A 26,377-nucleotide genomic window follows, 5' to 3' on the forward strand; every position below is an offset into this window, starting at 1 on the left:
CTCGTCGTCAAGGGGCGCTGATGGGGATGAACTTCAGGCAGACCGGCATGGGAACCTCAACCGAATGGCCGGTCGGCGTCAGCTTGCCGGTCGACGGGTCGATCTTGAAGACGACGATCGTATCCGAGTCCTGGTTCGCCGCGAGGAGGAACGTCCCGCTCGGGTCGATCCCGAAGTTGCGCGGGGTCTTGCCCTGGGTGGGCTGGTTGCCGATGCTCGTCAGCCCGCCGGTCTCCTGGTTGATGGTGTAGCCGACGATGCTGTCGTGCCCGCGGTTCGAACCGTAGAGGAACTTGCCCGAAGGGTGGACCTGGACCTCGGCCGTCGAGTAGCCGCGCTGCTTGCGTTCGGGCAGCGTCGAGATCGTCTGGACCTCGTCGAGAATGCCCCGCTTGCCGTCATAAGTGAAGGCCGTGACGGTGCAGTGCATCTCGTTGATGACGAAGGCGAGCTTGCCGTTGGGGTGGAAGGCGAAGTGTCGCGGGCCCGCGCCCGGGGCGACCGAGGCCCAGGCCGGCGTGTTGGGCGTGATCGTGCCGTGGTCGGCGTCGAACTTGTAGACGAGCAGCTTGTCGAGGCCGAGGTCGGCCGCCACCGCGAACTGGTTCCCGGCGTCGACGTTGATCGAGTGCCCGTGCGGCCCTTGCTGGCGGCCGCTGTCGGGGCCCGTCCCCTTATGCTGCACGAAGGAGGTCGATTCCTTGACCTTGCCGTCTTCGCCGATCGGGAGGACGGCTACGCTGCCGCTGCCGTAATTCGCCGTGAGGACGTTTTTGCCCGTCTTGTCGACGACCAGGTGGCAGGGGCCGGAGCCCTTCGACGAGGCGTCGTTCAGCCGGGTGAGGCTTCCGTCCTTGGGGTCGATCGAGAAGGCGACGACCGCGCCCCCCTTCTCCTTCGGATAGTCGTCGATTTCGCTGACGGCGTAGAGGAACTTCTTGCTGGGATGGATCGCCAGGAACGATGGGTTCACCGCCTCGCCCACCAGCTTCGGCTTGCTCAACTCGCCGGTCTTGGCGTCGAGCTCGAGGGCATAGATCCCCTGGCTCTTCGAGGGGGCCGTGTACGTCCCGACGTAGACGCGATAGCGCCCGGGGGCGTCTTCCGCCCGCGTGTCGCTGCCGGATGTGACGATGCCGAGGACCAGTGCGAGCTGTCCCGCGAGGTGCCTTTTCATGCGAATCTGCCCTTCAATGACCGTCGCGAAGAGTATTCGAGAACCTTGGCCGTCGAGCCTGGTCGATCGGCCGGACAGGTTCGAAGCGTCTAAGTTACCGCCCCGGTCGACGCTCCGAAATCCTCTACTCCCTCAACCAACACCTTCGAATTTCCGGGAGCTTTAACGTTCGAGCCCTGACGGGCAGCCATCCCGTCTAAGGTCTCGACGCGATTCGAGCATTGAAGGTTGCCTAAATTTTGGTCTCGGTTCCCGGTGCCGTGCTTAACTCGTGGGCTTGCTTCGTAACGCCTTGCCGCGATTCGTTTTCATCTCGAGCAGGCAAACCAGCGTGATCCAGCAAGCCCGCGGAGCATTCGGGAACGCGTCAGACCTCGGGAAAAATGCGGCAAGGGCGTGTTCACGCCGTATCCACGTTGATGCGTCATACGTCGCGTGGCCCGGGCCGTCCCCCGAGCTTCGGGCTCGCGGCATGCTCTCTGCTTTATAAGAAGGGACGCCGTGCTCACCGTCGAAGGTCTCGAGACTTCCATCTTCCCCTCTGTCTACCCGCACGTTTCCCGAGAGTTGAGGTCGTTCTTCAGCATGAAGGCTGGTGACGACCCGAATGTCTGGCTCACCTTCCCGATCCGCAGGAGCGCCAAACGATGACCGCGTTCGCCCAGCCATCGCAGAATCCGCAACTCATAAGCATGGACGAGGTGGCACGCGTCACGTCTCAGAAGGGCCATCCGGCGGAGACGCTGGCGAACCTGGTCGCCCTGATCCAGTCCCGGTTCGCGACCGACGTCTGCTCCGTCTACCTGATCGAGCCAGACCGCGCGAACCTCGTCCTGGCGGCGACGGTCGGGCTCAGGCCCGAGAGCGTGGGCAAGGTGAGGATGGGCCTGGACGAAGGGCTCGCCGGGCTCGTCGCCGAGGAACTCCGGCCGATCATGGTGGAGGACGCCAGCAAGCACCCCCGTTTCAAGTATTTCCGGGAGGCGGGCGAGGATTCCTATCACTCCTTCCTCGGGGTTCCTCTCATCGACGAGGGGATGATCCAGGGGGTCCTGGTCGTCCAGACGATCGAGCCCCGTGCCTTCTCGCGCGAGGAGATGGCGACCCTCGCCGCCACCGCCGCACAGTTCGGTCCGACCGTGAGCGAGGCGAGGACCCTCGAGAAGTTCATCGCCCCGACGTATGAGCGAATCTGGGTGCTCGCGCGGAACCTCTGGTGGAGCTGGGACGCCGAGTCCTCGACCCTTTTCAACGAGCTCGACCCTCTCCGGTGGCGCGAGTTCGACCACAACCCGGTGGCCCTCCTCTCGGGGACGAACCTCGGCCAACTCGAGGAGCGCGCCGCACAGCTCGCGCTTCACAGCCGCCTGAATTACGCCTATCGGAGGATGCAGGAATACCTCCAGTCGAACCGGACCTGGGGCTCGACCCACTGCGGCGTGCTGAAGGCCAGGCCCGTCGCCTATTTCTCGGCCGAGTTCGGACTGCACGAGTCCCTGCCCATCTACTCGGGAGGGCTCGGTGTCCTGGCCGGCGACCACATCAAGAGCGCCTCCGACCTCGGGGTGCCGCTCGTGGGCGTGGGCCTCTTCTACGCCCAGGGATACTTCCGGCAGCGGCTCGACGCCTCGGGGTGGCAGAATGAGGACTACCTTGACGTCGACGTCCGCCAACTGCCGCTCGAACTGCTCATCGGCAAGGATCACCTCCCCGTCACCATCACGGTCGAGACCCGAGGCGCGGCGATCTCGGCGCGGGTCTGGAAGGCGTCGGTCGGGCGCAACACGCTGCTCCTGCTCGACTCCGATGTCGAGGCGAACACCCCCGAGGACCGTCGCCTGACCGCCCGCCTCTACGGCGGCGACCACCGCGTCCGTATCCGCCAGGAGTTGCTCTTGGGGGTCGGGGGCCTCCGGGCGCTCAAGGCCCTCAAGATCCACCCCGGCGTCCTTCATCTCAACGAAGGCCACAGCGCCTTCGCCGGTCTCGAGATGATCCGCCAGCGTATGAAGACGGAGGGACTCGGTTTCCAGGAGGCCATGCGGCGCGTGACGAACCAGACCGTCTTCACCACGCACACGCCCGTCCCTGCCGGCCACGACCGATTCTCGGCCGAGCTACTCGAGGAGCATCTCGGGCCCTTGCGGGATGAGCTCGGCATCTCGCACGACACGCTGATGGGGCTCGGTCGAGTTTCCGTGCACAACGTCGCGGAAGACTTTTGCATGACCGTGCTGGCCCTCAAGAACTCGCGCAAGGCCAACGCGGTCTCGTCGCTGCATGGCGAGGTCTCGCGCGCGATGTGGACCGGGCTCTATCCCAACAAGACGGAGGATGAGGTCCCGATCGGGCACATCACGAACGGCGTCCACGTCCCGACCTGGCTGGCCCCTCAGATGCGCCTGCTCTATGACCGCCACCTCGGGCCCGACTGGTCGCAGCGGAGCGGCGACCCGGGGATCTGGGAGCGGATCGACAACGTCGGCGACGGCGAGCTCTGGGAGACGCACCAGGTCCTGAAGTCTCGCCTGCTCTCATTCGTCCGCCATCGAGCGGCGCGGCAGGCCGAGCGACGCGGGGAGCCGAGGGAGGTCGTCGACCGCTGCCGGAAGGTCTTGAGCCTCGACGCCCTCACGATCGGCTTCGCCCGGCGGTTCGCGACCTACAAGCGTTCGAACCTCGCGTTCCGCGACATCGAGCAGATCGCCAACCTCATCAACGACCCGCAGCATCCCGTCCAGTTCGTCTTCGCCGGCAAGGCGCACCCGCTGGATAGTCCGGGCAAGCAGGTCCTGAAGCAGATCGCCGAGTTCGCGCGCGACCCGCAGTTCGCCGGCAAGGTCGTCTTCATCGAAGACTACGACATGAATGTCGCGCGTCACCTCGTGCAGGGCGTCGACGTCTGGCTCAATAATCCGCGTCGTCCGCTCGAGGCTTCGGGGACGAGCGGTCAAAAAGTCGTGCTCAATGGTGGGCTCAACCTATCCGTGCTCGACGGCTGGTGGGCCGAGGCCTACGACGGCACCAACGGCTTCTCCATCGGCATGGGGGAGACGCACTCCTCGATCGAAGTCCACGACCGGATGGACTCCGAGGGCCTGTATCGCGCGATGGATGAGGAGGTCATCCCGCTCTTCTATGATCGCGACAACGACGGCCTGCCCAGGGGTTGGCTCACACGGATGAAGTCGTCGATCCGCTCGCTCGGCTGGCGGTTCAACTCCGACCGCATGGTCATGGACTACGTGACGAAGTGCTACATCCCCGCCGCCGGGGGGACCTCCAGCGACATGAGCCGGCGATAATCGACCAACTGAGACGCGGTCGTCCGGCGGCCTGTGTAGCTCGGGAACACCTTGATTGAAAGGGGCCCGCTCGATTTCCGACCCTATGAGGTCGGAGCCGAGCGGGCCTTTTCATTGATGCTGCCGAGGTCGAAAACGAAGCTCGTCACATCCAACGTTCGCCAAGGAAGAAACTATTCTCGACGCCCTCGAGACGCACAATACCCTTGTTTTTTGGCTGCGAACCCCGATCCGTGTCGCGATTACGCATTGGCTTAGACGAATGGATTGCCGCGAGATGTCGGCCATAGCACGCCGCGAGGATCCCTGTCCGCATCTCCTGCCGACACCTTCGGACCCGAAAAAACCGCGGATTTTCCGGGGAATTCGCGGAGATTGGCGCTGCGAATGCTCTTTGATTGCTGTAATTATTCTGAAGGCTTGTCGATCCGCACCTACGAGAACATACAAGTCACGCGAGCTTTCGCCGGGCTTTGGGCGGTCGACGTTGTCTCACATCACAGTCGGAAGGAGATCCCAACGACCATGGCCAAGAAAACCGCTGCGAAGCCCGCGACTGGCAAGGCAGCCCCTGCCCCCGCCGCGAAGCCCGAGGCTCCGGCCGCCAAGGCCAAGCCGGCGACAAAGAACGAGGTGTTCACCTCGATCGCCGAGAAGAGCGGCGTCGCACGCAAGGACGTCTCGCGTGTCTTCGAGGCGCTCAGCGAGCTGATCGCGACCGAGCTGGGCAAGAAGGGTCCCGGCCAGTTCGTCGTGCCCGGCCTGCTCAAGCTCAAGGTGGTCCGAAAGCCGGCCACCAAGGCCAAGCAAGGGGTCAACCCCTTCACCAAGGAACCCATGACGATCAAGGCCAAGCCCGCGCGCAACGTCGTGAAGGCCTTGCCCATGAAGGCGCTCAAAGAGCTCGTCTGAGCTGATTCGCCCGCTTCTTGTAATGATGCGAAATCCGGGGCGCCTTCGGGACGCCCCGGATCTGCCTTGCGCGTGGCCTCGATCAGCGAGGCCTGCCGTTGTTCCCTTCCGACTCCCCCTCGGGCTGCACGAGCTTCTCCAGGAGCCCGGCCGCCTTCTTCTTCAGGGCGGACTTGTTCACATTCTTCAGGCTGAGTCGGAGAGCCTGGCTGTCGATCTGGGGCCGCGAGAGAGTCCCGCCGATCGGTATGCCGACCTTCAGGTCGTCGACCAGTTGTTCGAACTCGCCGCTCCCGCCCAGTGCCCCTTTGGCAATCGGCAATCGTGCCTTCAGGGCCAGGGTCTTGTCGAATCCGACCGAGCCTTCCACGACGAGCCGTGCGTTCCGGTTGATCGGCACCGAGAGCCCGCGCTGATAGACTCGACCCCCCGTCACGCGAAGCTCGATCGGCTCGCTCAGGCGGAGCTGGGCGTTCTTATGGCTGCCGGCCATGCTGAGCAACTCGCCCGTGAGTTCCCCGGCGTTGAAGAGGACGTCGTTGAACTTCATCTCGCCGACGACCTCCGCGTTAGACTCGTGCCCGGTCAGCGGGAAGTCGGCGCGATCGACCTGGGCCGAGAACCTGCCTCGGACCTGGCCCGCATCCGCGAGGACGGGGGCGATGTAGGCCAGGAAGTTCTTCGAGACCTCGTCGTTGATCTCGGCGTCCACGATCTGCGAGCCCGCGCCTAGGCCCACGGTGAGCGCCCCCTTCTCATCGAATTTGACCTCGGGGAGGAGCTTCACCTTGCCGTTGTTGAGGCTCGTCTCGATGGGGTCGACCAGGATCCCCTGGGGGCCGCTATGCGCGACGATCGCGACGGGCGCGATCTTCATGCCGAGCATGGTGGCCTCGACCCGGTCGAAGCCGAGTTCCCCTTCGAGGGTCTTGAACGAGTCGACCCAGTTGTTCTGGTCGACGCGGGCCTTGAGGACGAACGGCCTCGGCTCGCAACGGACCCGCGTCGTCGGGTCGATCGCCGCGACGAGGAACTGGTCGACCGCCTCCCAGGTCGGCGTGATCTTGCCCTGGAGCTCGATCTGCTGCTTCTGGTCGAAGGTCCCCAGCGCATCGACCCGGCCGCAGGGGCCGGCGACGATCAGAGGGTCGAACCGCAAAGGGTCCGCCTGCTGATCGCGGAGCAGGCGCAGGCTGATGACCGACGGTCCGAGGGCACGTCTGGCCTTAGAGCCGGCCTTCGAGATCGAGAGGTCCTGGCTCTGCAGGTTGGCACCCAACTCCACCTTGCCAGAGTCGTTGACGAGGGCCCCGCCCTGGAGCGACGCCTTCCCTCGCACGCCGTACGCGGGCTGTCCCGTATAGTTCGCCATCGCGCGGTCGAGCCGGCCGAGGTCGGCGATCACGTTCCACTCGACGCGTTGCTCGGGCGTGCCGATCCCGACGACGCGCAGGCCGTTGCCCGCGAGTGCGAAAGGCTCGGGGCGAGAGACGCCGGCGAGCGGCTGGAGTTCGAAGATCCCGTCCTTCGGATCGAAGCGACCACGCGCCGCGAACTTGATCGCCTCGACGTTCTTGCGAGGCTCCTTGCTCGGCTCGAGCGAGCGGGGAATGTAGGCCGCCCGCAACGAGTCGATCATGAGGGCCGTGCTCGACGCCTTCGAGGCGAGCGAGGCGTCCATGTTGAGGTTGTCCGACTTCACGCCGACCTGGGCGTGGGTCCAGGCCACGGGCAGCCCCCAGTCGATCGTCGTCCCCTTCGAGGTGACGTCGACCCTGAGGAAGTCGTGCGTGATCGGGTCGTCCGTCAGGCCGACGACCTTGAGCCCCTGGAACTCCGCGCTGAGTCGGCTCGCGAAGGTCGCGCCCGAGGCGTGCTTGTAGTCGGCCGCGAGCTGGCCCTTGCCCGCGACGTTGACCCCGCCGAAGTCGACCAGGCTCTTGAGCTCCTGCTGGAGCCGTTCCAGGTCGAAGGAGGCCGAGATGTTGACCCCCTTGTCGAAGTCGCCGCTCCCCTTGGCCTGGAGGAAGGCCGTCTTGAGGGTCAGCTCCTCGACGCCGAAGCCCCCGGCCTTACGGGTGAGCTTCGCCCGGAAGCTGCCCGGCTTGCGGAGCTCGACCACGCGCTCGCCCTCCCGGGCGCGGACGTCGGAGAGCTCGACCTGAACGATCAATTTCCGTACATCCTTGACCGATTCCCCGGCGACGTCGACCGCGAGGGTCGCTTCGCCGCGCTCGACGTCGAGCCCCTCGCGGATCCGCAGCGAGCGAGGCATCTGCCGCATGCACGCCGCGAGGTCGATCTTGCCCTCGATACGCGTCGCCTTGCCGAGTTCCTCGGCCCGGGTCGCCGGATCGACGGCCCGCAAGTTCCCGAGCGGGCTGCGGAAGTCGAGCTTCTTGAAGTCATATCCCTCGGGAGTTTCGGCGAGCTCGTAGGAGGTAATCACCTCGTCGAGTCGCACGCGATCGCCCGACAGGGATGTGCCGGTCACCATGAGGTCGAGCCAGCGGCCGTCGCCGGTGTAGTTCCAGAGCCCGTTCTCCCGCTTCCCGAAGAGGATCCCCTGGAAGCGTCCCTTGCCGCGATTCTGACCCTGGTTGAAGCTCCAAGGCCAGCGGTCGGCCTTGATCGTCGCGCTCATGCTCGGCGGCGTGTCGGCCTTCGCCGACTTCACGTAGTCGCCGCTGATCTCGATCTTCGACTTGTCCCCATCCTCCGGATTGGCCAGGTTGAGCTTGAAGGTCGTGGGGGACTTCGCCCCGCCGAAGACCAGCATCCCTTCGACGCTCTTCGCCGAGATGGGGTCGAGCAACTCGGGGGCGGTGATCTTGATGGAACCGCTGACGATCGAGACGATCCAGGGGGTCTCGGGGAGCCCCAGGTCTTCGGACTTGGAGGAAGGGCGAGGGAGTTCGGGCTCGGGCGTCGGGGCCTTCGCCATCAGCGGCGCGAGGGCGTCTTCAAGGTTCGAGGTCCCCCCCTCGCGCCTGATGTAGTCGAGGTTGACTCCGTAGAGGTCCAGGTTCCGCTGCGTCGAGCGGACGAATGAGAGCAGGCCGCCCGAATGGGTGAGGCGGTCGACCGTCACGATGCTCTTGCCCTCCTTGTCTCGCAAGACCAGCCCAGTGACCTGGTTGGATCCGAGCCAGGAGAGATGGATGGAGGAGGCTTCGAGCTTGGCTGGGGCCAATCGGCGATTGGCCATGGTCAGCATCCCGCGGAGCGCAGGGGGCGTCGAGGCGAGTCTCGGCAAGGCGGCGACCGTCAGGCTCAGGATCGAGAGGACCGTGAGACGTCGCAACCACTTTCGTCGCTTCGGCTGTGGATTCGTGGGGGGCATCGTCCCTGACTCCCCGGGTTCATGTTGGTCCATCAAACAAGGGAAAGGCTCGGCATCAAACTATGAAACGCGAAAAACCGCAACCTCAACATCGGGGCTCATAACGCATGACGCTCCGCTTCCCATTCACCGATCCGGAGTTGATGGCATGCCGAAGCCAGCGGACCAAAGCCGGGGCTGGGCCCCGGATCCCCGGGTTCTGTTATGCTGGGATTCGCGCACCCTTCGCATGACGACGGAAGCGGCAAGGGTCGCGTGAAATCCCGAAGTTTCAGGAACCTTGGCCCAACATGATCGAGAAGCTTGCCCTGCCCGAGATCCGAGAACTGATCGAGGCCAAGGATTTCGGCACGCTGCGCGAGGTCATAAACCGCTGGCTTCCCGCCGACCTCGCCGGGCTCGTGTCGGGGCTTTCCGACGCCCATCAGGTCGAGATCTTCAAGGCCCTCGTCGGCCCCCTCGCCTCCGAGGTCTTCGAGTATCTCGACCTCGCGACGCAGGAGCAGATTCTCGAGGCCCTCCCCGATCTCGAAGGGGCGGCGCTGCTCGAGGAGATGTCGGCCGACGACCGCACGGCCCTCTTCGAGGAGTTGCCCGACGAGGTCGCCGAGCGCTATATCGACCAGCTCTCGCCCGAGCAGCGGGTGGTGGCCCGGGCGCTGCTCCAGTATGGAGAGTCGAGCGTCGGCCGGTTGATGACGCCCGACTTCGTGGCCGTCCGCAAGGAGTGGACGGTCAAGCGGGTCCTCGACCACATCCGGGCCCACGGCAAGGATCGTGAGACCCTGAACGTCATCTACGTCGTGGACGAGGACCACAAGCTCATCGATGACCTCCGGATCAGGGAGCTGCTCGTCGCCCCGTTGCACATCAGCGTGAAGGACCTGTTTGACGGCCAGGTGATCGCCCTCAAGGCGACCGACGACAAGCAGACGGCCGTCGGGGTCTTCCGAAAGTATGACCGCACGGCGCTCCCCGTGACCGATGCCCGCGGCATCCTCGTCGGCATCGTCACCATCGACGATGTCCTCGACGTGGCCGAGGAACGCGCGACGCGCGAGATTCAGCAGTTCGGCGGCGTCGAGGCCCTCGATGAGCCCTACGTCGAGACCCCGTTCTGGTCCCTCGTGCGGAAGCGGGCAAGCTGGCTGATCGTGCTCTTCCTCGGCGAGATGCTCACGGCGACGGCCATGGGGCATTTCGAGGAAGAACTCAAGCGGGCTGTCGTGCTGGCCTTCTTCGTGCCTCTGATCATCTCGAGCGGCGGCAATTCCGGCTCGCAGGCGGCGACCCTGATCATCCGCGCCATCGCCCTGGGTGAGGTCCGGCTCAGGGACTGGCTGATGGTCCTCAGGCGAGAGCTCGCCTCGGGGCTCATGCTCGGCACGATCCTCGGGACGATCGGGTTCGCCCGGATCGCGATCTGGAGCCAGTTCTCCTCGATCTACGGGGCCCACTGGCCGTTGATCGGCCTGACCGTTGCCTTGTCGCTGGTCGGGATCGTCCTCTGGGGCACGCTCTCGGGGGCGATGCTCCCCTTCATCCTGAAGCGGCTGGGACTCGATCCCGCGACCTCCTCGGCGCCGTTCGTCGCGACGCTCGTCGACGTGACAGGGCTGATCATCTACTTCACGGTGGCCTCGGTCGTGCTCCGCGGCGCGTTACTCTGATCGTGCCGGCCCGTTATCTCCTCTAGCGGCCTCTCTCGGCGACTCCTCGCGCAGGGCCCCTTTCCACGCCGCGAAGACCGAGTCGCAAACTCCACCCGCCAGGATCTCGCCCATGAGCCTGCCCGTCGAAGCGAAGCCCGAACCGGCGAAACCCCTCTGGGAGCGAGACGACGTCGACGTGCTGCTCCGCGCGTGGGCGAAGCGGAACTGGGTCGAGATCCTCATGGGCATCGGGATTGCCCTCCGAGTGATCCAGTACCTCGGCGGGCGGACTTACTGGCTCGACGAGGGGAGCCTCGCCGCCAACATCAGACGCGACGGCTGGTCGGCCATATTCGGCCGCCTCACCTCGGCCCAACTGGCACCGCCGGGGTTCCTTCTCGTCGAATCCATCTTTTGCAAGCTCTTCGGCGGCGGACCTTACAGCCTCCGGTTTTTCCCGCTCGTGGGGGGGATTGCGACGCTCTTCCTCATGCGTTGGATCGGCGCGAGGCTCCTGAACCCTGTCGCCGCCGGGATCGCCGTGGGGTTGGCCTGCCTCTCCGATGACCTGATGTATTACTCGTCGGAGCTCAAACAATACTCCACGGACGTGGCCTTCGGCCTGATCTGCTACGGCATCGCGCTCGATGTGCTGGAAGAACCCTTGAGATGGAGGAAGTCGATCCTCCTCGCGCTGGCGGGATCGCTCATCATCTGGTTCTCGCACCCGGCCGTTTTCGTACTCGCGGGACTGGGGTGCACACTCCTCGTCGCCGAGATCCGACGGGGAGATTGGCCGAAGATCTGGCGTCTGGTCTTCATCGGTTCGACGTGGGTCTTGAGCTTCGTGGGGCTCTATTTCGTGGCGATGGAGCAACTCGGCCATCGGCTCGATATGTGGGCCTTCTGGGAGTTCGCTTTTCCTCGCGTTCCCCCTAGGTCGGCCTGGGAGGCATCCTGGCCGTTGCGTCGGGTCATCTTCTACCTCGTGAACCCGCTCAGCTTCCATTCGCCGTTCGGTCCCCTTCCCACCGCACTGCCCGTCTTTGCACTCCTCTTGGTCGGATGCTGGACCCTCCTGAGATCCAATCCGGTGACGCTGGGAATGTTGGTCATGCCCGGTTTCGTGACGCTGCTGGCGTCTTACCTCCAGAAATACCCCTTCCACGGGCGTCTGATCCTGTTCCTCGCGCCTGCCTTCCTGATGCTGATCGCCGAAGGGGCCGATCGCATCAGGAGGGGGGCATCGTCGAAGTTCGTCAGGATCGGAGTGCTCGTCGCCATCTTCCTGCCGCCGGCCTGGGTCTCGACCAACAGTCGCTTATCTCCTCTCTATCGCGAGTACCACAACATGATTGGCGACCGCCGGCCTTTCACCGAGGATCCCGCCAACTTCCCGTTCGACCATCCCCCTCGTCGGTATCCTCGATCGGAGAGGCAGACGAGCCCCTGAACGAATCGTGGATGTGCCCCCGGATTTGGGTGAATCCGGGGGCACATCCAGGTTGGGAGGAGAAGGTGTGATTTGACGATCACGAGATCGAAGCCGAGGCTCCGGTCATCTCATCTCAGTTGCCTTCGCCCGACTTTTCGGACGACGCCGCCTGGCCGTCGATGGGGAAGGCCTCGATGACGTCGGTGGAGCTGCGGCCGCTCGTCCCGCCGACAATCAGCAGGTTGCGTTCGATGCCGGGGAGCAGGCGGTGGGTGAGCCGGGGGATGGCCAGCTTGCCGACGGGCTCCCAGGCCGTGCCGGCCTCATTCAGGCGGGAGACGACGCCGTCGCGACCGCTGACGTAGAGACGGTTCTCGACGCCGAAGGCGGAGGCGGAGAAGCCTTCCATCTTGCTGCCTGGCAGTTCGGGGCCCTGGGCCCAGGACTTGGTCGCCGGGTCGTAGACGTCGACCGCCTTGCTGACCTTGCTCTCGTCGGTGAGCCCGCCGAGGACGTAGACCTTGCCGGCGACCGTCGCCGCGGCCAGGGCCCGGCGATGGAAGGGCTGGGTCGGCAGCGTCTCCCACTTGGCGTCGGGACTCTTGAGGTCGAAGACGAGGGCGTCATCGCAGAAGTCGGTGTTGGCCGAGTCGCCGCCGCCCATCGTCCAGCCGCCGACGACGTAGAGGCGATTGTCGAGCACGACGGCGTCGTGCGTCGAGCGAGGAGCCGGGAGGGGCGGCAGGTCGGTCCAGGTCTTGGTCTCGGGGTCGTACATCGCGAAGTCGGCAACCGAGATCAGGTCGTTCGGCTTGCCGGGCTGGTTGCGGGCGGACATGCCGCCGACGCGGTAGAGCTTGCCGTCGTTGGCGACGAGGGCCACGCCCTGAAGCTGCGGGCCTTGCGGCAGTTCTTCCCAGGTCGTCCGGTCCTTCAGGTTCAGGCGGCGGAAGTGCTTGGACTGGGTGTCGACGTGGTAGTTGTGCATCTTGCCGATGTGGCCGCTGTAGACGTACAGCCAGTCGCCCAGCACGGCCCCACCGAAGCTGTTGACCGGCTCGGGCAGGGTCGCGAAGGTCTTCGAGTTCGCGGCCTTGGCGTCAGGCTTCGCCGTGATCGACCTGGTTCGCGAGGAGACCGCCGCGGAGTCGGCGACCGGGGTGACGGTCAGCGTCGAGTAGTAGCGAGACTCCTGGAACTCCTTGCCATCGGCGGAACCGGCGGTCTTGTCGATGTACTTGCCGAGGAGCCCGACCTTGCCTTCGACGACGCCGACGAGCTCGGCCTTGCCGTCCTTGTCGGTCTTCACGACGACTGGGTCACCCTTCTCGGTGAGCCCCTTGATCTCCACGCCTTCGGTCGGCTTGCTCTGGAAGGTCGCGAGGACGATCGACTTGTCCCCGGCCTTGCCGATCACGCGCAGGCGCAGGTGGTCCTTCAACTCGGCCTCGTCGGCCGAGATCAGGCCCCACTGGATCCGCGCCGTGTAGACGAGTCGAGCGACCGTGTCCTGCCGCTTGGAGACGCCCATGTCGCAGTAGCCGTCGACCGCGGCCGGGCGGGTGGCGGGCAGCGTCACGCGATAGGTGTCGGTGTCCTTGGTCCACTCGAGCGGCTGGCCCGAGGCGGAGATCTTCGAGCTCTGGATGTACTTGAGGAAGTCGGGCGAGTCCGGCGTCGGCGTCTCGCTCAAGAAGGCGCGGACGACCTGGGCATCCTTCTCTTCCTCGGCAGTCAGCCAGAGGAAGTGGGCCTGGGTCAGAGTCGGACAGAGCAGCATCAAGCCCAATGCTGCGGCAACGAAGCGAGCGTAGCGGGGGGAATTCCCGATGCGGGAAGCGATCATTGTGGAACCCATGGACTCGGAAACGTTGGAAATCAACCCTGGGGATGCGACGGCGCGAGCAAGGCGACCCGCGCCCTGCCCTGATCCTCATGTCATGCCGCTCGGTGCGAGGGCCGATCGGCATGCCTCGAGGTCGAGGTGCGAAACGGTGCTCGTGGCTCGAAGGAGTTACCGGCCAGAGCCTGCGGCCTGGCTTGCCCCGCAAAGGGCGTGAGGCGGGAATGGGCCGCGCTGATCGCGCCGGGCTTGCCCGGGTTTTTCGACAGTTCGACGCGAGGAGATGCCATCGCGTGATGGTCCTCTCAGCTAAAGGGGGGGAATGAGCCCGGACATCCCTGGGACCCTGGGACGGCCAGGCGGTTCAAAACGGCAGAGTCTGTCGAGACCCGATCCGGCCCGCTCCTTGCCTCTCGAGGGGTGGGACGGGCCGCGAGTCTCGGTTCGATCAATACGAGTCGGACGAGAGCACTTCACCTCCGTTGAGCGAGCCGAGGGCCCGCCACGTCATCCAGTTGACCGAGTTCTTGATGAAGTGGACGCTGCCGTCGCCGAACAGGGAGTTCACGCCCCCGGGGTGATAACTGCGCGAGGTCACGGAGGCGAAGCTCGGGCCGCCGTCGTCCTCGTCCTCGGAGAGCAGATCGGCGTCGGGGAACGTACCGGCCGGCGACTTCGTGTTCGGGGGGAGCGAGGTCGTCATGCCGTCGTAGATCGAGTTCCCGTTGGCCCAGTGACTGTGCCCTCCGCCGGGCATCCCTGCGGGGGCCGTCAGGACGGGGCACGAGCTGCCGGCGGCGACGCTGGCGAGGACCGTGGTCATGTCGGGGATCACCGTGGCACTCGCGGGACCGGGGGCCGGTGGGGTCGAGCCGCAGTCGTGATAGCCGGGGGTGTACGCCTTCACCTCGGAGCAGAGCAGGGTGTTGCTCAGGCCGTCGGTGAACGCCGAGAACTGCCGGCTCGCGTTGGGCCCGAAGGCGGCTCGGTTCTGGGTGCTGAAGGTCACGCCGCCGAAGGTGTACCAGTCGCCTTCGCACCAGCCGTAGTTCGAGATCCCGTAGGTGGACGTCACGCCGCTGGAATTCGTCGTCACTGAAGGTTGCGAGTTGACCTCGCTCGGGCAGATGAACGCCTTCACCGACTGGGACACCGCGGTGGAGTTCGAGACGTCACTGGCCTTGTTGTTGTAGTTGATGGTGTTGTAGAGGTTCGTGCCCTCGATGTAAGGCAGCAGCCGCGAGGAGACCCCCCAGATCGACTTCCAGGCTACCTTGCCCGCGCTGTTGAACTGGAGCGTCATCTGGGGCGGCAGGACGCTGTTGCTCGACTCGTAGTTGTGCACCGCCAGGCCGAGTTGCTTCAGGTTGTTCACGCACTGCATGCGCCTGGCCGCTTCGCGGGCGGCCTGGACGGCCGGCAGTAAGAGTGCAATCAGCACCGCGATGATGGCGATCACGACGAGCAACTCGATGAGGGTAAACCCTCGCGGGCGTTTCGGGGACATCGCAGACGTTCCTTTCCGGGGCTCATGGCGCCAAAATCGGCGACCGAGGAACCGAGGCCAGAGGATGGAATGAGCAGGCATCGCATCTGGGGGGGAACGAGCGTTGCCGGGAGTCCTGGCGTTCAGGCTGGCAGAAAAGGCATCGCATCCGGGGGGAACGAGCGTTGCCGGTGGTCCTGCTGTTTGGGCTGGTCAAAAACGAGGGTCTAAGGGAAAAATCCTGGCGAGGTCACGATCCAAATCCGTCTTGAGCAAGCACGCCGTCGGGGAGTGGTCCCGCATCCCCTCGGTACGACCGGAGGAATGCTCTCCCCGACGGGTGCCCCGTCACGCTCAGAGAGCGTGGTCGGTTCCGCGTGATTCCTGGTTCTGCGGGCGGGAGTCGTGCAGGCCCTGGGGCTCGCCCCCGGCCTCGCCGCCCCGGTGGAGGATGGCCGACATCCGCTGGAGGCAGCAGCGGCAGGTCACCGACTTGGGGTCGAGGTCGCGGAGCAACTCGCGAGCCTCGTCGTTCCTACCCAGGTGGGAGAACATCGAGGCCAGGGCCACCGTGTAGAGCGGGACGTGCGGGGCCAGCTCCTGGGCCTTCGACGCCGCCGGCAGGGCCACGGCGATCGAGGCTCCCATCCTTCGCAGGTAGAAGGCGATGCCGAAGTGCCCTTCCGGGGAATTCGGCTCTCGGCGGACCAGCGTCCGGCAGACCTCCAGGGCGTACTCATTCTGGCCGAGCGAGCCCAGGCCCGACGCCACCGCTCCCAGCAACTCGAGCGGACACATCATGTCGGCCGCGAGGTCGTTGTAGATGTCGACGGCCAGCTCGCGATAGCCCGTCCTCGCGTAGCAATCGGCCAGGGCACAGCGGGCCGCTGGCTCGAGGGGGACGAGCATGCTCGAGGTCTCAAGGGCCTCGCGGGCCCCCTCCATGTCCCTGGCGCGGTGGCGGAGCAAGCCCAGGAGTTGCCAAAGGTGGCCGTCGTCCTGATCCTGCTGGACGAAGCTCTCGGCGAGCTGCACGGCCTCCTCAAACCGATCTCGCTGGGTGAGTGCCAGGCATTGCTGCACGAGGTCCCGGTGCGGATCCATGGTCATTTTCTCCGTTCTCACCTCGACAGTGACTCGACGCCCTGCGCGAGCCCCGCCGCTGGCCTGCCGGATCGAGGCATTGGTCGCGTCTGCTGCCGCGTCGTTCCGCATGCCCCGGCCGTCTCGAACCGATGCCCTCTCGTGGGGCTGGAAGACTGCTGCGAGGCACCCTTTAATCTCAATCTCAATCTCAATCGCGACGCGACCGGCGATGACTGCCTCGGGTGTCGGGACGCACGTCGCGACAGACTGTTCCGGACGACCCTAAATTCGGGTCGAACTGGCGTTCTCGCAGGTGGCCAATCGACCGGCAATCACGCACCACACACGCAATCCTTCATCATCATGACGTGCTCAAATCCTGGTTCGACAGGGCCTGTCTCTCCATCTGTTACACGCTATGACATTGAGATTCAGTCTCAATTGAGACATAGAATGCCGCCTGGCGTGAAGTTTGTCAACGGGCTGGCGAAAGAAAATTTAGGATGGGGTCTCAATCGCAATAAAATCGTTGCAGGAAGGGCTTTTTGCCGCGTATTGGAGATTCAGGAACGCTTTTCGCACTACCCCTTTACGGCTGAGCTAACATTCGCTAAGAGTGGATCAAGTGAGGGTTGCCGGTTCGGTCCCGACCTGGCCTCTCTCGTCAGGGTCTCTTGCAAAATCGAGAATAGTCATGGCCGATCGAACGGTTCTTATCGAGAAGCTCAACGAAATCTTGCGCTGGGAGTACGCGGGCCTGGTCCAGTACACTCAGTTCAGCTTTGTGGTTCGGGGGCCATTCCGCGAGGTGTACTACGAGTTCTTCCGCGAGAACGGCGAGGAAGCCCTCGGTCACGCACACAAGGTCGGTGATAAGATCGTCGCCCTGGGTGGGATCACGAGCGTGGAGCGGGCCGAGGTCAAGCAGTCGCTCGACCTGACCGAGATGCTCGAGTTCTCCCTCGCCGTCGAGAAGAAGCATGTCGAGCTCTACACCGAGGCTCTCGAGCTGCTGGAGCCGCGTGACGTGGCCCTCCGCAACCTGCTCGAGGACATTTGTGCGGATGAGCAGGCGGGCGTCGACCACCTCGAGAAGATCCTCGAGAAGCGCGACCTGATGCCGGTTGGCCAGCTCCGCGGCCAGCAGAAGACCGGCTGAGCGTGTTCCTTGGCTTCGAAATGACGAAGGAGGATCCCGGAATATTCCGGGATCCTCCGCGTTGGGTCGAGCTGGATCTCAGGCGAAACGACGTTCGCTCACTCCCCTGCCGCGACCCGTCTCGGTTCGGTCCCGACCATGGAGCCGGTGAACGGCAGGGTGAGCGTCAGGTCGTCTTCGGCTTCCCAGGCAGCTTCCTTATTGCCGAAGATCGCCCGCAGTTGTTTGAACTGCCGGACGCTCATCGAGAGCGTCCGCTGGTGATACCAGCCGATGCCCTCGGCATAGTGCTGCTCATGCAGCTCGATCGTCGACCGTGCGCCGCGGGCACGATTGAGGACGACTTGTAGCCGTTGGTGAGGACCGGCACCAGGTAGGACTGCCAGGATCGTTGATGCATCCATGGTAGATCTTGGGTCGCCGCGATTGAGATTCAGTGTCACTGGTTATCAGGATATCGAGGCAGAATGGATCATGCAAGACGAAGCTATGATCTCATTCGATATTTCGAGTCGCTTTTTCGCACCACCAATCCGAAGGCGTGAATTTGAGTCAAACTGTAGTAAGTGTTGTTCGTAAAAGAATTTAAGGAAAACGTGGAGGATTCCCTTGCGGACGGATTAAATGATTAGTTTGAGCTGAGACTGCTTTTCATTTTATCTATTTTAGCTATTGTGTCGATTTGCTGGTTCCCGTTCTTCATACGCATGCGTCAGAAATTGTGCTGGCCATCCGGTGCAAAGTCGAAAAGCTCGCCCTGATCATTCCCAAACGATAAAAAATTGCCCACCCAAAAGCCACGTGTGTTAGCCACAGCGTGAGCTCCGTTCCAGTTTCCATCGCACGGTCGAGTCGTTGCGGGCTCTGAGGCCAGCCGTTTGCGTTGAAACTGGGCCGATCTCAAGGATCTTCCGGGAGATAGGAAGAGATCCGAAAAATCCGTGTGTTGGATCTCGTAGCCCGGGGTTGCGGCGATACGGCAACAGGACTCGGTTTCCAGGCCGGCGAGTCAGGCCGGGCCGGTGGAGGAGGAACGCCGTCGTTCCCTGCGAGCGAGCAAGGCTTTCAGTTGAGCGTCATTCATGGCCCAGAGGCGACGCCGAGGTCCTCCTCTGCGCGAGGCCTGGGCATAACCGAGGGACGTGGTCTCGAACCCCTCATTGCGAATGAGTTCGTTGAGGCTCTTGAGGCTCAGGCCCCCGCAAAGTTCCGCGATCTCCTCGGGCGTGTGAAGCTTCCCTGCCTCGGGAGGTGGGTCGAAATCCGTATCATTCCCCAAAGATAGACTCCTTGCGGAAACCATGAATCATCAGCCTTGGACAAGCGTGAGGAGCGTGTCGAGGACGCCCGAAGAAGATGAGCGTCAAACCCGTCCAATCCGGCACTTTTTGGGGTCCGAAATCTTTCCCAATCCTCGTGATGAGATCATTGCAGTGCCTCAGCCCAAAGACCCCAGGGCCGCTGATTGGAAAGTCCTATGAAATCCGAGTGATTGCAGTAATGCACGTGCCTTGGCGAGTCACACGCCTGGCTCCTGGCCCTCTTCGTCCCGAGACCGAATCGGTACGCATCTGATCTTCGGTCGATTCGCCCCCTGCACCTCGCCTGGGTGGGACAGCCAAGAAGACATGATCGCCAAATGACTGATTGGTAATCAAATTGAGAATTGATTCCTAAAATGAAACCCTGGTCGACGGGCAAACGTGCGATCAAGGTGAAACAGTGACGAATCACGAGGCTCGACAACGGATCGAAGATGTGTTCGCGCCGGCGAAGCTAGATCGAGGCGAGGCTTATGCCCTGAATCGCCCGGCTCGTCGACACATTGCGTCTCGTGAATTCGACGGCCCTTACTTCCACCTCTTCACGCCGTTGGAAGGATCAAATGGCCCGGTTCCACCCGGGTAATGTCCAGGGTTCTCCCCACGATTTGTAGAGCCACCAACACGGGCTCCAGGCCGAGTACGCAACGCGAGCGTGGCCGATCTCATGAAGTTATAAAACTGTCGGTGGGCTCGGATGATCTAGATTGAGGCATGAATTTAAGGCTCGTGCTTGCTCTCAGGCGTAGAATCACAGATACCCAAGTGGGGGACGGCGGCGGACGCAGCGATTCAGGTCGTTGACGGAATGCCAATAAGCGGCATCCGGCTTGCTTTTGTCATGAGGATTGTGAAGGTTCGATGCTGGCGGAATCCCAGTCAGGGCCGCACATGCCTGAATTGAGGAATTTTCTCCCCTGGATTTGTCTAAAGGAGTTCTGAGAGGGAGAGTATGGAGTGGGTCCGATGAATCGGCCCGCGGCCGAACCCTCGATGAGGGCTCAACTTTGCAAAGTGAGCCCCTTTCGCGTGGTCGGTTTCCCGAGATCCGGCTCGTCTCCAGGGCACGCATTGCCGCAGACGGATCTTGTGGATTCGCAAAAACTAACGCGACGAGTTGGCACCTAGGAATTTTGCGAACTGATCCTCGACTCCGGGCGTAAGACGGGGTGGGGCGCTTCGAGAGATGCCTGCGAATTCGAGCGTGCATCGTCCAGCGACGGACGAGATACGACGTCATGGGCCCGAGTCTGGCAGAAATCCTGAGTCGTTTCGTACCCCGGCGAGCCGCCGTCGCTGACCTGGCCTAGACTTGTTTGATTGGCCGTGATCCTTGCAGGTATCCGGAGGACCTGGCCAGGTTCGACCTACCCGGCGGGTCTCGGTTCGGAAGTTTGTCGGCGAAATCCCGGCGATTTCGTGTCCATTGAGACCTCCGCTCCGCTTGAAGTGGACGGATCTGTCCAGGGAATTCAGTGGCTTTTTTACACTCCACCCGTGTCTTTGGTTTTGGGTGACGAGGTGCGGAGTTAAGAAATCGATGGCTTTCGTCGCCTAATGAAATTTTGTCGGTTGTTTAGAAGAGACTCCAAGCGAACAATTGTTGAGAACCTGGGACGGCTTGCGCTGAGGGGGATTCGTCGATGGCGATGATCGAAAAGGGGCTCAAGCGTCTGCTCGAGCAAGGGAGGCGTCGAGGGTTCTTGACGTTCGGTCAGATCAGCGAGCGTTTGCAAGACCAGGGGACTCCACCCGACCCCGACAAGACGGCCGAACTGTTGGAAACCCTGGATGAGCTCGGCATCGACCTCGTGAACGACGAAGAGGCCGAGACGCGACTCCTCGCCACGGGCGAGATCGACGACGATGATGTCGCCGAAGAGGATTTCGACGCGGATGCCGAGGATGAAGACGATGGCGAACTGACGTCCGAGGACCTCGACGAGGTCTCGCGCTGGATCGACGACCCGGTGCGCATGTATCTGACTCAGATGGGCGGCATCCCGCTCCTGAGCCGGGACCAGGAGATCGCGATCGCCAAGCGGATCGAGCTCTCCCGCAATAAGCTCCGCAGGAAGCTGCTGGAATGCCACTTCGTGATGGCCTCGGTCTATGACCTCCTGGAGAAGGTCCAGTCGGGCTCCCTGCCCTTCGACCGGACGATGGTCGTCTCGACCACCGAGAACCACGAGAAGGACCAGGTCCTGGGCCGGATGCCCCAGAACATGGCCACGCTGAAGCACCTGATGGAGTGCAACATCAGGGACTTCCGCACCTACGTAGCCGACCGCAACATCGTCCGGCGTCGCGGCCTGTTGATCGACCTCAGGAACCGCAGGCGCAAGACCGTCAACCTCGTCGAGGAACTGGCGATCCGGACCGAGAAGATCCGCCCGCTCATGGGGCGGCTCGATGAGATCTCCAAGCGGATGACGTTCCTCGTCTCGGCCCTTCGCTCGCTCCGTGGTACGGGCCAGGAAGTCGAGCAGGAGCGGTTGCGGCGCGAGCTCAAGCAGTTGATGCGGATCACGCTCGAGACTCCCCGGAGTCTCCGCCGCCGCGTCGCCTCGATCAATGCCCGGTTCCGCGAGTACGAGCAGGCTCGGCGCGAGCTCTCCGGCGGCAACCTCCGGTTGGTCGTCTCGATTGCTAAGAAGTATCGGAACCGCGGCCTCTCGTTCCTGGACCTGATCCAGGAGGGGAACACCGGCCTGATGCGGGCGGTCGACAAGTACGAATATCGTCGCGGCTTCAAGTTCAGCACGTATGCCACCTGGTGGATCCGCCAGGCGATCACCCGGGCCATCTCCGACCAGGCCCGCACGATCCGCATCCCCGTGCACATGATCGAGACGATGTCCAAGCTGAGGAACATCGCCAAGAAGCTCTATCACGAGCTCGGCCGCGAGCCGACCATCGAGCAGACCGCGCAGGCGGCCGGCATCTCCCTCGAAGAGATGCGCAGGATCATGAAGATCTCCCGCCATCCGATCTCCCTGGACCGGCCGGTCGGCGAGAGCGAGGACAACGAGTTCGGCGACTTCATCGAGGATCAAGGGTTCGAGAGCCCGGTCCTGGCCGCCTCGCGCGTCATGCTCAAGGAGAAGATCGAGCAGGTGCTGCGGTCGCTGACCAAGCGTGAGCGCGAGATCATCAAGCTCCGCTACGGCCTCGACGATGGCTTCACCTACACGCTCGAAGAGGTGGGCCGGATCTTCAAGGTGACGAGGGAGCGGATCCGCCAGATCGAGACCAAGGCCGTCAAGAAGCTCCAGCGCCCCGATCACAGCGGTCAACTCCGCGGGTTCCTGGAGAGCGCCGGGTAAGCCGGGTCGAAGCCAGTCGGCACGAGAGGAGGGGGTTGCCTTCGCGATCGTCGAGCCCTAGTTAATGGACCTTCCGGGCGTCTCGACCGTCGCCGTTGGCAGCGACTCCTACTCCTCGTGTTGGACCTCCGATGCTTCAGTCTCTTCGACCTGGCAGGCCTTGCCGTTGGTTCGGATACCTCTTCGCCTCTTGCTCCATCGTTATCTCCGGCGTATGGAGCGTCCATGCCGCCGATCGCCCGAACATCGTGCTGATCTATGCCGACGACCTGGGATACGGGGATGTCGGCTGTTACGGGGCGACGAAGCTCCAGACCCCCAACCTCGATCGACTGGCCCGGGAAGGCGTGCGCTTCACCGATGCCCACGCGGCCGCGGCGACTTGCACCCCTTCCCGCTTCGCCATGTTGACCGGTCAGTACGCCTGGAGGCGCAAGGGGACGGGCGTCCTGCCTGGTGACGCTCGCCTGATCATCCCGACAGAGACGACGACGCTCGCCTCGATTCTGCATAAGGCGGGTTATGCCACCAGCGTTATCGGCAAGTGGCATCTCGGTCTCGGCAATGGCGAGGTTGACTGGAACACCGAGATCAAGCCCGGGCCCCTCGAACTTGGCTTCGACTCCTCCTACATCATCCCTGCCACGGGAGACCGAGTCCCCTGCGTGTACGTTAAGGATCACAAGGTCGACGGCCTCGACCCCAACGATCCGATCCGGGTCAGCTACGGCAAGCCGATCGGCGATGGTCCCTCGGGCGTGGCGAATCCCGAACTGCTGAAGGTCCACCCGAGTCACGGGCACAACCAGACGATTGTCAATGGCATCAGCCGCATCGGCTACATGACCGGGGGGAACTCGGCTCGCTGGGTCGACGAGGACATGGCCGACGTCCTGACGCGGAAGGCGACGCAGACGATTCGAGAGAGCGCCGACAAGCCCTTCTTCCTTTACTACGCCCTTCACGACGTCCACGTCCCCCGCGTGCCGCACGCTCGCTTTGTCGGGTTGACCGGAATGGGTCCGCGCGGTGATGTCATTGCCGAGCTCGACTGGAGCGTCGGCGAGATCCTCAAGTCGCTCGATGAACTGGGGATCGCAAAAGAGACCCTGGTCATCTTCACGAGTGACAACGGCCCTGTCGTGGATGACGGCTATCAGGACGGGGCGATCGAGAAACTCAACGGGCATCGGCCTTCGGGCCCGCTTCGCGGCGGCAAGTATAGCGCCTTCGAGGCCGGCACTCGCGTTCCGTTCCTCGTGCGTTGGCCTGCCCGCGTGAAGCCGGGCGTTTCCAATGCTCTCGTCTGCCAGATCGACCTCCTCGCGTCTTTCGCCGCTCTGACCGGGCAGAGCCTGAAAGACGGGGATGCACCCGACAGTCAGGATGTGCTCGCTTCCCTGCTCAACGAATCCCCCAAGGGACGAGAATTCCTCATCGAGCAGGCCGGCGTGCTCTCGGTCCGGAGCGGGCCTTGGAAGTACATCGAGCCCGGGAAAGGCCCGCGCAAGAATGCGTCCACGAACACCGAGACGGGCAACGACAGTGTGCCCCAACTCTATAACCTCGACGAGGATCTGAGCGAGACGACGAACCTGGCCGAACGCTTCCCCGAACGAGTTCGAGATCTCCAGAGCCTCCTGGATGGCGTCCGTAAAAAGACCGGGTCCGCTCGCAACGGGAAATGACGAGCCGATTTGTACGCCGCCAGATACTTGGATTTGTTCCGTGTCTTGGCTCGCCGATTGCGTGGTTGAGGTTCGAGGAGACGATGATGAACCCCTGGGTAAGATCCCAGTCACCTGGAGGAACGACCCATGTCGAATCACAACAACACCTCGGGACAGAAGCCCGAGTCGAACTCGAACTTCGACCGCGATCCCCAGAGCGGAATGAGCCGGGATGTCGCCGCCGAGCAACTGCGGGAAGCTGAAGAGAGCCGGCAGGCCCAGAACTCCGGGCCATCCATCCGGGAACGCATGGTCGACATCGGACGCGGCAATCAGCAGTCGGGTCGCCATTGATCCCGGCCGCTAGACTTCGCCACTCGCGATGATTTCACGAACAAGGGCGAGCCCCGAGGTATACCTCGGGGCTCGCCCTTTTGGGTTTCAAGCCCAGTTATCAAGGTCCGTCGGGATTCAAGCCTCTGAAACGAGGATCACGAGCGAGCGGGCCTCGACTTTGTAAGGGTGCAGAACCGGGATGTTCGGCCCTTGATCGGGCTCCATGGCATCTTCGGGCGATGGTAAGGAGGTATCGACGACGCGGTGCCAAATTCGGCCGGTCGGCGAGGCCGGGATCCGGAAGATCAGTGGCTCCCAATAGGCATTGAAGGCGAAGTAGAAATCCCGGTCGATCACGCCCGGGCGATCCACGCGGCGACCATCGAGGGCGAATGCCAGGGCATGGCTATTGTGCGAGAAGTCGGGTTGGCATGGCTCGACTCCGTGCCAGCTAATGTCGGGCAGGCGGCCGAATTTAGCCCCATTGAAGAACGTCTTTCGACGGAGGGCGGGATGGTTTCGTCGGAGGGCGATTAGCTGCCTGACGAATCTGAGAAAGCCTTCGTTCGTCTCGGCCAGTGACCAGTCGACCCAACCCGTGGCGTTGTCCTGACACCAGGCATTGTTGTTGCCGTTCTGAGTGCGGAGGAGTTCGTCACCGCCGAGGAGCATCGGCACACCCTGGGAGACGAGCAAGGTGGCGATCAGGTTGCGTGCCTGGCGGCTCCTCAGAGCGAGGATCTCGGGATCTTTGGTAGGCCCTTCGACGCCGCAGTTCCAACTGTAATTGTCGTTGACACCATCGCGGTTGCTCTCGCCGTTGGCCTCGTTGTGCTTCTCGTTGTAAGAGACGACGTCGCAGAGCGTGAACCCGTCGTGGCAGGTGATGAAGTTGAGGGACATGAGCGGGCTCATGCCCGGGAAGATGTCCTCGCTGCCGCAGACCCGGCTAGCCAGGTCCGGGGTCATTCCCGGGTCTCCGCGCCAGAAGCGTCTGACTTCGTCGCGGAATCGGTTGTTCCAGGCCGACCATCGGGCTCCGCCCGGGAAGTGGCCGAGCTGGTACGTCCCGAGATCCCAGGGTTCGGCGATCAGCTTGGCCCCGGAGAGGAGCGAGTCCTCGGAAATCTGCTCGATCACGGGGGGCTGGATCATGAGATTCCCGCGGCGGTCGCGGCCCAGGACCGAGGCGAGGTCGAAGCGAAAGCCATCCACCCCCCCCTCTGCCAGCCAGTTGCGGAGGCAGGACAGGAGCAACTCGCGGACGATGGGATGGTTGCTGTTGACGCTATTCCCGCATCCGGAAAAGTTGAGGTACTCCCCTCGTTCATTCAGGATGTAATACAGGCTGTTGTCGAGGCCTCGGAAGCTGTAGGTCGGGCCGTTTTCGCCGCTTTCTGCGGTGTGGTTCATGACGATGTCGAGGATGACTTCGATCCCCGCGTTATGAAAGGCCCGGACCATCTGGCGGAACTCGTCCCAGGGCTGCGATCGCTCGGGATTGCTGGAATAGGCCGCCTTGGGTGCGGCGTAGGTGATGGGGTTGTATCCCCAGAAGTTCTTGAGCCTCTCGCCCGTGTATGGATTCACGTAAGGGCAGTCGTTTTCGTCGAACTCGTCGATGGGCATCAATTCCACGGCCGTGATGCCCAGATCCTTCAAATACGGGATCTTCTCGATCAGGCCCGCGAAGGTCCCTGGTCGATGGACTCCCGACGACGGATCGACCGTGAAGCCTCGCACGTGAAGCTCATAGATGATCGAATCCTCGCGGGGAATGCCCGGGTGGCTGTCCCCCTGGAGGTCCATCATTGACCGATTCAGGAGGCTCCGTCGGGGCTGCTTCGAGGGGTCTCCCCAGGGTCGGCCGCAGGAGAGGGAGTGCGAGATCGGGTTGAGGAGGATGTGGCTCGGGTCGTAGCAGTTGCCGTTGCCTTTCGGGCCGTCGACGCGATAGCCGTAACAGAACTCGTTGGGGAGGCCGTCCACCTGGACGTGCCAGTGGTCCCCGGTGCGGTGGTTCCTGGGATCGAGGGGGACCTCCGCCTCGATCTCGCCGCTGCAAGGCTCGGAGAGGACGAGGCTGACGGAAGTCCCATGGCGGCAGACAAGCGAGAAGTTGACCCCGTGCGGGGTCAGGCTCGCCCCCAGGGGCAACGGGTTCCCGCGCACGATCGAGATCGGCTTGTTGCCGAACGCGTAAGGACCGGGCTCGGACGAGCTCGCGACGCTCCTGCCCGAAGCTTGAGTCGCGAAGCTCTCATCCCCGTTTTGCGGGCTCTTCGCGGTGGCTGGGGAAGGGTTCGGACGGGCATCGGGCATCTG

Annotated in this window: 17 protein-coding genes; 9 read left to right on the plus strand and 8 right to left on the minus strand. The window is 63.4% G+C overall.

From position 1 onward, the window contains the following. Positions 1-7: 7 nt before the first annotated feature. Positions 8-1,177, minus strand: coding sequence for a lactonase family protein (locus tag ACOYYX_RS27525; protein WP_422925670.1), 1,170 nt, complete (start codon positions 1,175-1,177; stop codon positions 8-10). Between the two features lie 501 nt (positions 1,178-1,678). Here ACOYYX_RS27525 and ACOYYX_RS27530 point away from each other — a divergent pair. The 3 genes from ACOYYX_RS27530 (at position 1,679) to ACOYYX_RS27540 (ending at position 5,394) form a co-directional block, all read left to right on the plus strand. Then, a complete protein-coding gene (locus tag ACOYYX_RS27530; protein WP_422925672.1) occupies positions 1,679-1,828 on the plus strand; it encodes a hypothetical protein in 150 nt (49 codons plus the stop codon). Continuing rightward, positions 1,825-4,482, plus strand: coding sequence for an alpha-glucan family phosphorylase (gene glgP, locus ACOYYX_RS27535; RefSeq protein WP_422925674.1), 2,658 nt, complete (start codon positions 1,825-1,827; stop codon positions 4,480-4,482). Before ACOYYX_RS27530 ends, glgP begins: the two co-directional genes overlap by 4 nt. 525 nt (positions 4,483-5,007) lie before the next feature. Further along, the gene (locus tag ACOYYX_RS27540) at positions 5,008-5,394 is read left to right on the plus strand and encodes an HU family DNA-binding protein (RefSeq protein ID WP_422925676.1); all 387 of its coding nucleotides are present in this window, start codon (positions 5,008-5,010) and stop codon (positions 5,392-5,394) included. Between the two features lie 82 nt (positions 5,395-5,476). Here the strand turns inward: ACOYYX_RS27540 and ACOYYX_RS27545 are convergent, their stop codons facing one another. Further along, the gene (locus ACOYYX_RS27545; protein WP_422925678.1) at positions 5,477-8,737 is read right to left on the minus strand and encodes a hypothetical protein; all 3,261 of its coding nucleotides are present in this window, start codon (positions 8,735-8,737) and stop codon (positions 5,477-5,479) included. A 290-nt stretch (positions 8,738-9,027) separates the two neighbouring features. On the opposite strand from ACOYYX_RS27545, the gene mgtE reads away from it, so the two are divergent. Both mgtE and ACOYYX_RS27555 read left to right on the plus strand, forming a co-directional pair. Then, positions 9,028-10,407 carry a magnesium transporter gene (gene mgtE / locus ACOYYX_RS27550; protein WP_422925680.1) on the plus strand — a complete coding sequence of 460 codons (1,380 nt, stop codon included), beginning with the start codon at positions 9,028-9,030 and terminating at the stop codon, positions 10,405-10,407. A gap of 112 nt (positions 10,408-10,519) precedes the next feature. Further along, positions 10,520-11,842, plus strand: coding sequence for a hypothetical protein (locus ACOYYX_RS27555; protein ID WP_422925682.1), 1,323 nt, complete (start codon positions 10,520-10,522; stop codon positions 11,840-11,842). Between the two features lie 115 nt (positions 11,843-11,957). Here ACOYYX_RS27555 and ACOYYX_RS27560 read toward each other — a convergent pair whose 3' ends face one another. The 3 genes from ACOYYX_RS27560 to ACOYYX_RS27570 form a co-directional block, all read right to left on the minus strand. Continuing rightward, entirely contained in the window at positions 11,958-13,670 is a 1,713-nt protein-coding gene (locus tag ACOYYX_RS27560) for a Kelch repeat-containing protein (RefSeq protein WP_422925684.1), read from the minus strand. A gap of 445 nt (positions 13,671-14,115) precedes the next feature. Then, the gene (locus tag ACOYYX_RS27565; protein WP_422925686.1) at positions 14,116-15,174 is read right to left on the minus strand and encodes a DUF1559 domain-containing protein; all 1,059 of its coding nucleotides are present in this window, start codon (positions 15,172-15,174) and stop codon (positions 14,116-14,118) included. Positions 15,175-15,507: 333 nt separating this feature from the next. Further along, the gene (locus tag ACOYYX_RS27570) at positions 15,508-16,257 is read right to left on the minus strand and encodes a tetratricopeptide repeat protein (protein WP_422925688.1); all 750 of its coding nucleotides are present in this window, start codon (positions 16,255-16,257) and stop codon (positions 15,508-15,510) included. Positions 16,258-16,933: 676 nt separating this feature from the next. Here ACOYYX_RS27570 and ACOYYX_RS27575 point away from each other — a divergent pair. Beyond that, positions 16,934-17,398, plus strand: coding sequence for a ferritin-like domain-containing protein (locus ACOYYX_RS27575; protein WP_422925690.1), 465 nt, complete (start codon positions 16,934-16,936; stop codon positions 17,396-17,398). Positions 17,399-17,496: 98 nt separating this feature from the next. On the opposite strand, the gene ACOYYX_RS27580 is transcribed toward ACOYYX_RS27575, so the two are convergent. Together ACOYYX_RS27580 and ACOYYX_RS27585 are read right to left on the minus strand one after the other, a co-directional pair. Then, positions 17,497-17,802 carry a hypothetical protein gene (locus ACOYYX_RS27580; RefSeq protein WP_422925692.1) on the minus strand — a complete coding sequence of 102 codons (306 nt, stop codon included), beginning with the start codon at positions 17,800-17,802 and terminating at the stop codon, positions 17,497-17,499. Between the two features lie 605 nt (positions 17,803-18,407). Further along, the gene (locus ACOYYX_RS27585) at positions 18,408-18,677 is read right to left on the minus strand and encodes a hypothetical protein (protein WP_422925694.1); all 270 of its coding nucleotides are present in this window, start codon (positions 18,675-18,677) and stop codon (positions 18,408-18,410) included. Positions 18,678-20,363: 1,686 nt separating this feature from the next. On the opposite strand from ACOYYX_RS27585, the gene ACOYYX_RS27590 reads away from it, so the two are divergent. From ACOYYX_RS27590 to ACOYYX_RS27600, 3 genes are all read left to right on the plus strand, one after another. Then, the gene (locus ACOYYX_RS27590) at positions 20,364-22,046 is read left to right on the plus strand and encodes a sigma-70 family RNA polymerase sigma factor (RefSeq protein WP_422925696.1); all 1,683 of its coding nucleotides are present in this window, start codon (positions 20,364-20,366) and stop codon (positions 22,044-22,046) included. Positions 22,047-22,177: 131 nt separating this feature from the next. Continuing rightward, positions 22,178-23,734, plus strand: coding sequence for a sulfatase family protein (locus tag ACOYYX_RS27595; protein WP_422925698.1), 1,557 nt, complete (start codon positions 22,178-22,180; stop codon positions 23,732-23,734). 129 nt (positions 23,735-23,863) lie between these two features. Then, positions 23,864-24,070 (plus strand): hypothetical protein, encoded by a 207-nt coding sequence (locus tag ACOYYX_RS27600; RefSeq protein WP_422925700.1) that lies wholly within the window; start codon positions 23,864-23,866, stop codon positions 24,068-24,070. A 117-nt stretch (positions 24,071-24,187) separates the two neighbouring features. Here ACOYYX_RS27600 and ACOYYX_RS27605 read toward each other — a convergent pair whose 3' ends face one another. After that, entirely contained in the window at positions 24,188-26,374 is a 2,187-nt protein-coding gene (locus ACOYYX_RS27605; RefSeq protein ID WP_422925702.1) for a glycogen debranching protein, read from the minus strand. Between the last annotated feature and the right edge of the window lie 3 nt (positions 26,375-26,377).

It is taken from the genome of Singulisphaera chitinilytica, from assembly GCF_049331405.1.
GTDB lineage: Bacteria > Planctomycetota > Planctomycetia > Isosphaerales > Isosphaeraceae > PoT.

What these genes read in the sequence shown, in the direction of transcription:
- ACOYYX_RS27555 (WP_422925682.1), top strand. Translation starts at nt 10,520, where the DNA reads ATGAGCCTGCCCGTCGAAGCGAAGCCCGAACCGGCGAAACCCCTCTGG.
- ACOYYX_RS27570 (WP_422925688.1), bottom strand. Translation starts at nt 16,257, where the DNA reads ATGGATCCGCACCGGGACCTCGTGCAGCAATGCCTGGCACTCACCCAG.
- ACOYYX_RS27595 (WP_422925698.1), top strand. Translation starts at nt 22,178, where the DNA reads ATGCTTCAGTCTCTTCGACCTGGCAGGCCTTGCCGTTGGTTCGGATAC.
- ACOYYX_RS27575 (WP_422925690.1), top strand. Translation starts at nt 16,934, where the DNA reads ATGGCCGATCGAACGGTTCTTATCGAGAAGCTCAACGAAATCTTGCGC.
- ACOYYX_RS27590 (WP_422925696.1), top strand. Translation starts at nt 20,364, where the DNA reads ATGGCGATGATCGAAAAGGGGCTCAAGCGTCTGCTCGAGCAAGGGAGG.
- glgP (WP_422925674.1), top strand. Translation starts at nt 1,825, where the DNA reads ATGACCGCGTTCGCCCAGCCATCGCAGAATCCGCAACTCATAAGCATG.
- ACOYYX_RS27525 (WP_422925670.1), bottom strand. Translation starts at nt 1,177, where the DNA reads ATGAAAAGGCACCTCGCGGGACAGCTCGCACTGGTCCTCGGCATCGTC.
- ACOYYX_RS27600 (WP_422925700.1), top strand. Translation starts at nt 23,864, where the DNA reads ATGTCGAATCACAACAACACCTCGGGACAGAAGCCCGAGTCGAACTCG.
- ACOYYX_RS27540 (WP_422925676.1), top strand. Translation starts at nt 5,008, where the DNA reads ATGGCCAAGAAAACCGCTGCGAAGCCCGCGACTGGCAAGGCAGCCCCT.
- ACOYYX_RS27605 (WP_422925702.1), bottom strand. Translation starts at nt 26,374, where the DNA reads ATGCCCGATGCCCGTCCGAACCCTTCCCCAGCCACCGCGAAGAGCCCG.
- mgtE (WP_422925680.1), top strand. Translation starts at nt 9,028, where the DNA reads ATGATCGAGAAGCTTGCCCTGCCCGAGATCCGAGAACTGATCGAGGCC.
- ACOYYX_RS27565 (WP_422925686.1), bottom strand. Translation starts at nt 15,174, where the DNA reads ATGTCCCCGAAACGCCCGCGAGGGTTTACCCTCATCGAGTTGCTCGTC.
- ACOYYX_RS27560 (WP_422925684.1), bottom strand. Translation starts at nt 13,670, where the DNA reads ATGATCGCTTCCCGCATCGGGAATTCCCCCCGCTACGCTCGCTTCGTT.
- ACOYYX_RS27545 (WP_422925678.1), bottom strand. Translation starts at nt 8,737, where the DNA reads ATGCCCCCCACGAATCCACAGCCGAAGCGACGAAAGTGGTTGCGACGT.
- ACOYYX_RS27580 (WP_422925692.1), bottom strand. Translation starts at nt 17,802, where the DNA reads ATGGATGCATCAACGATCCTGGCAGTCCTACCTGGTGCCGGTCCTCAC.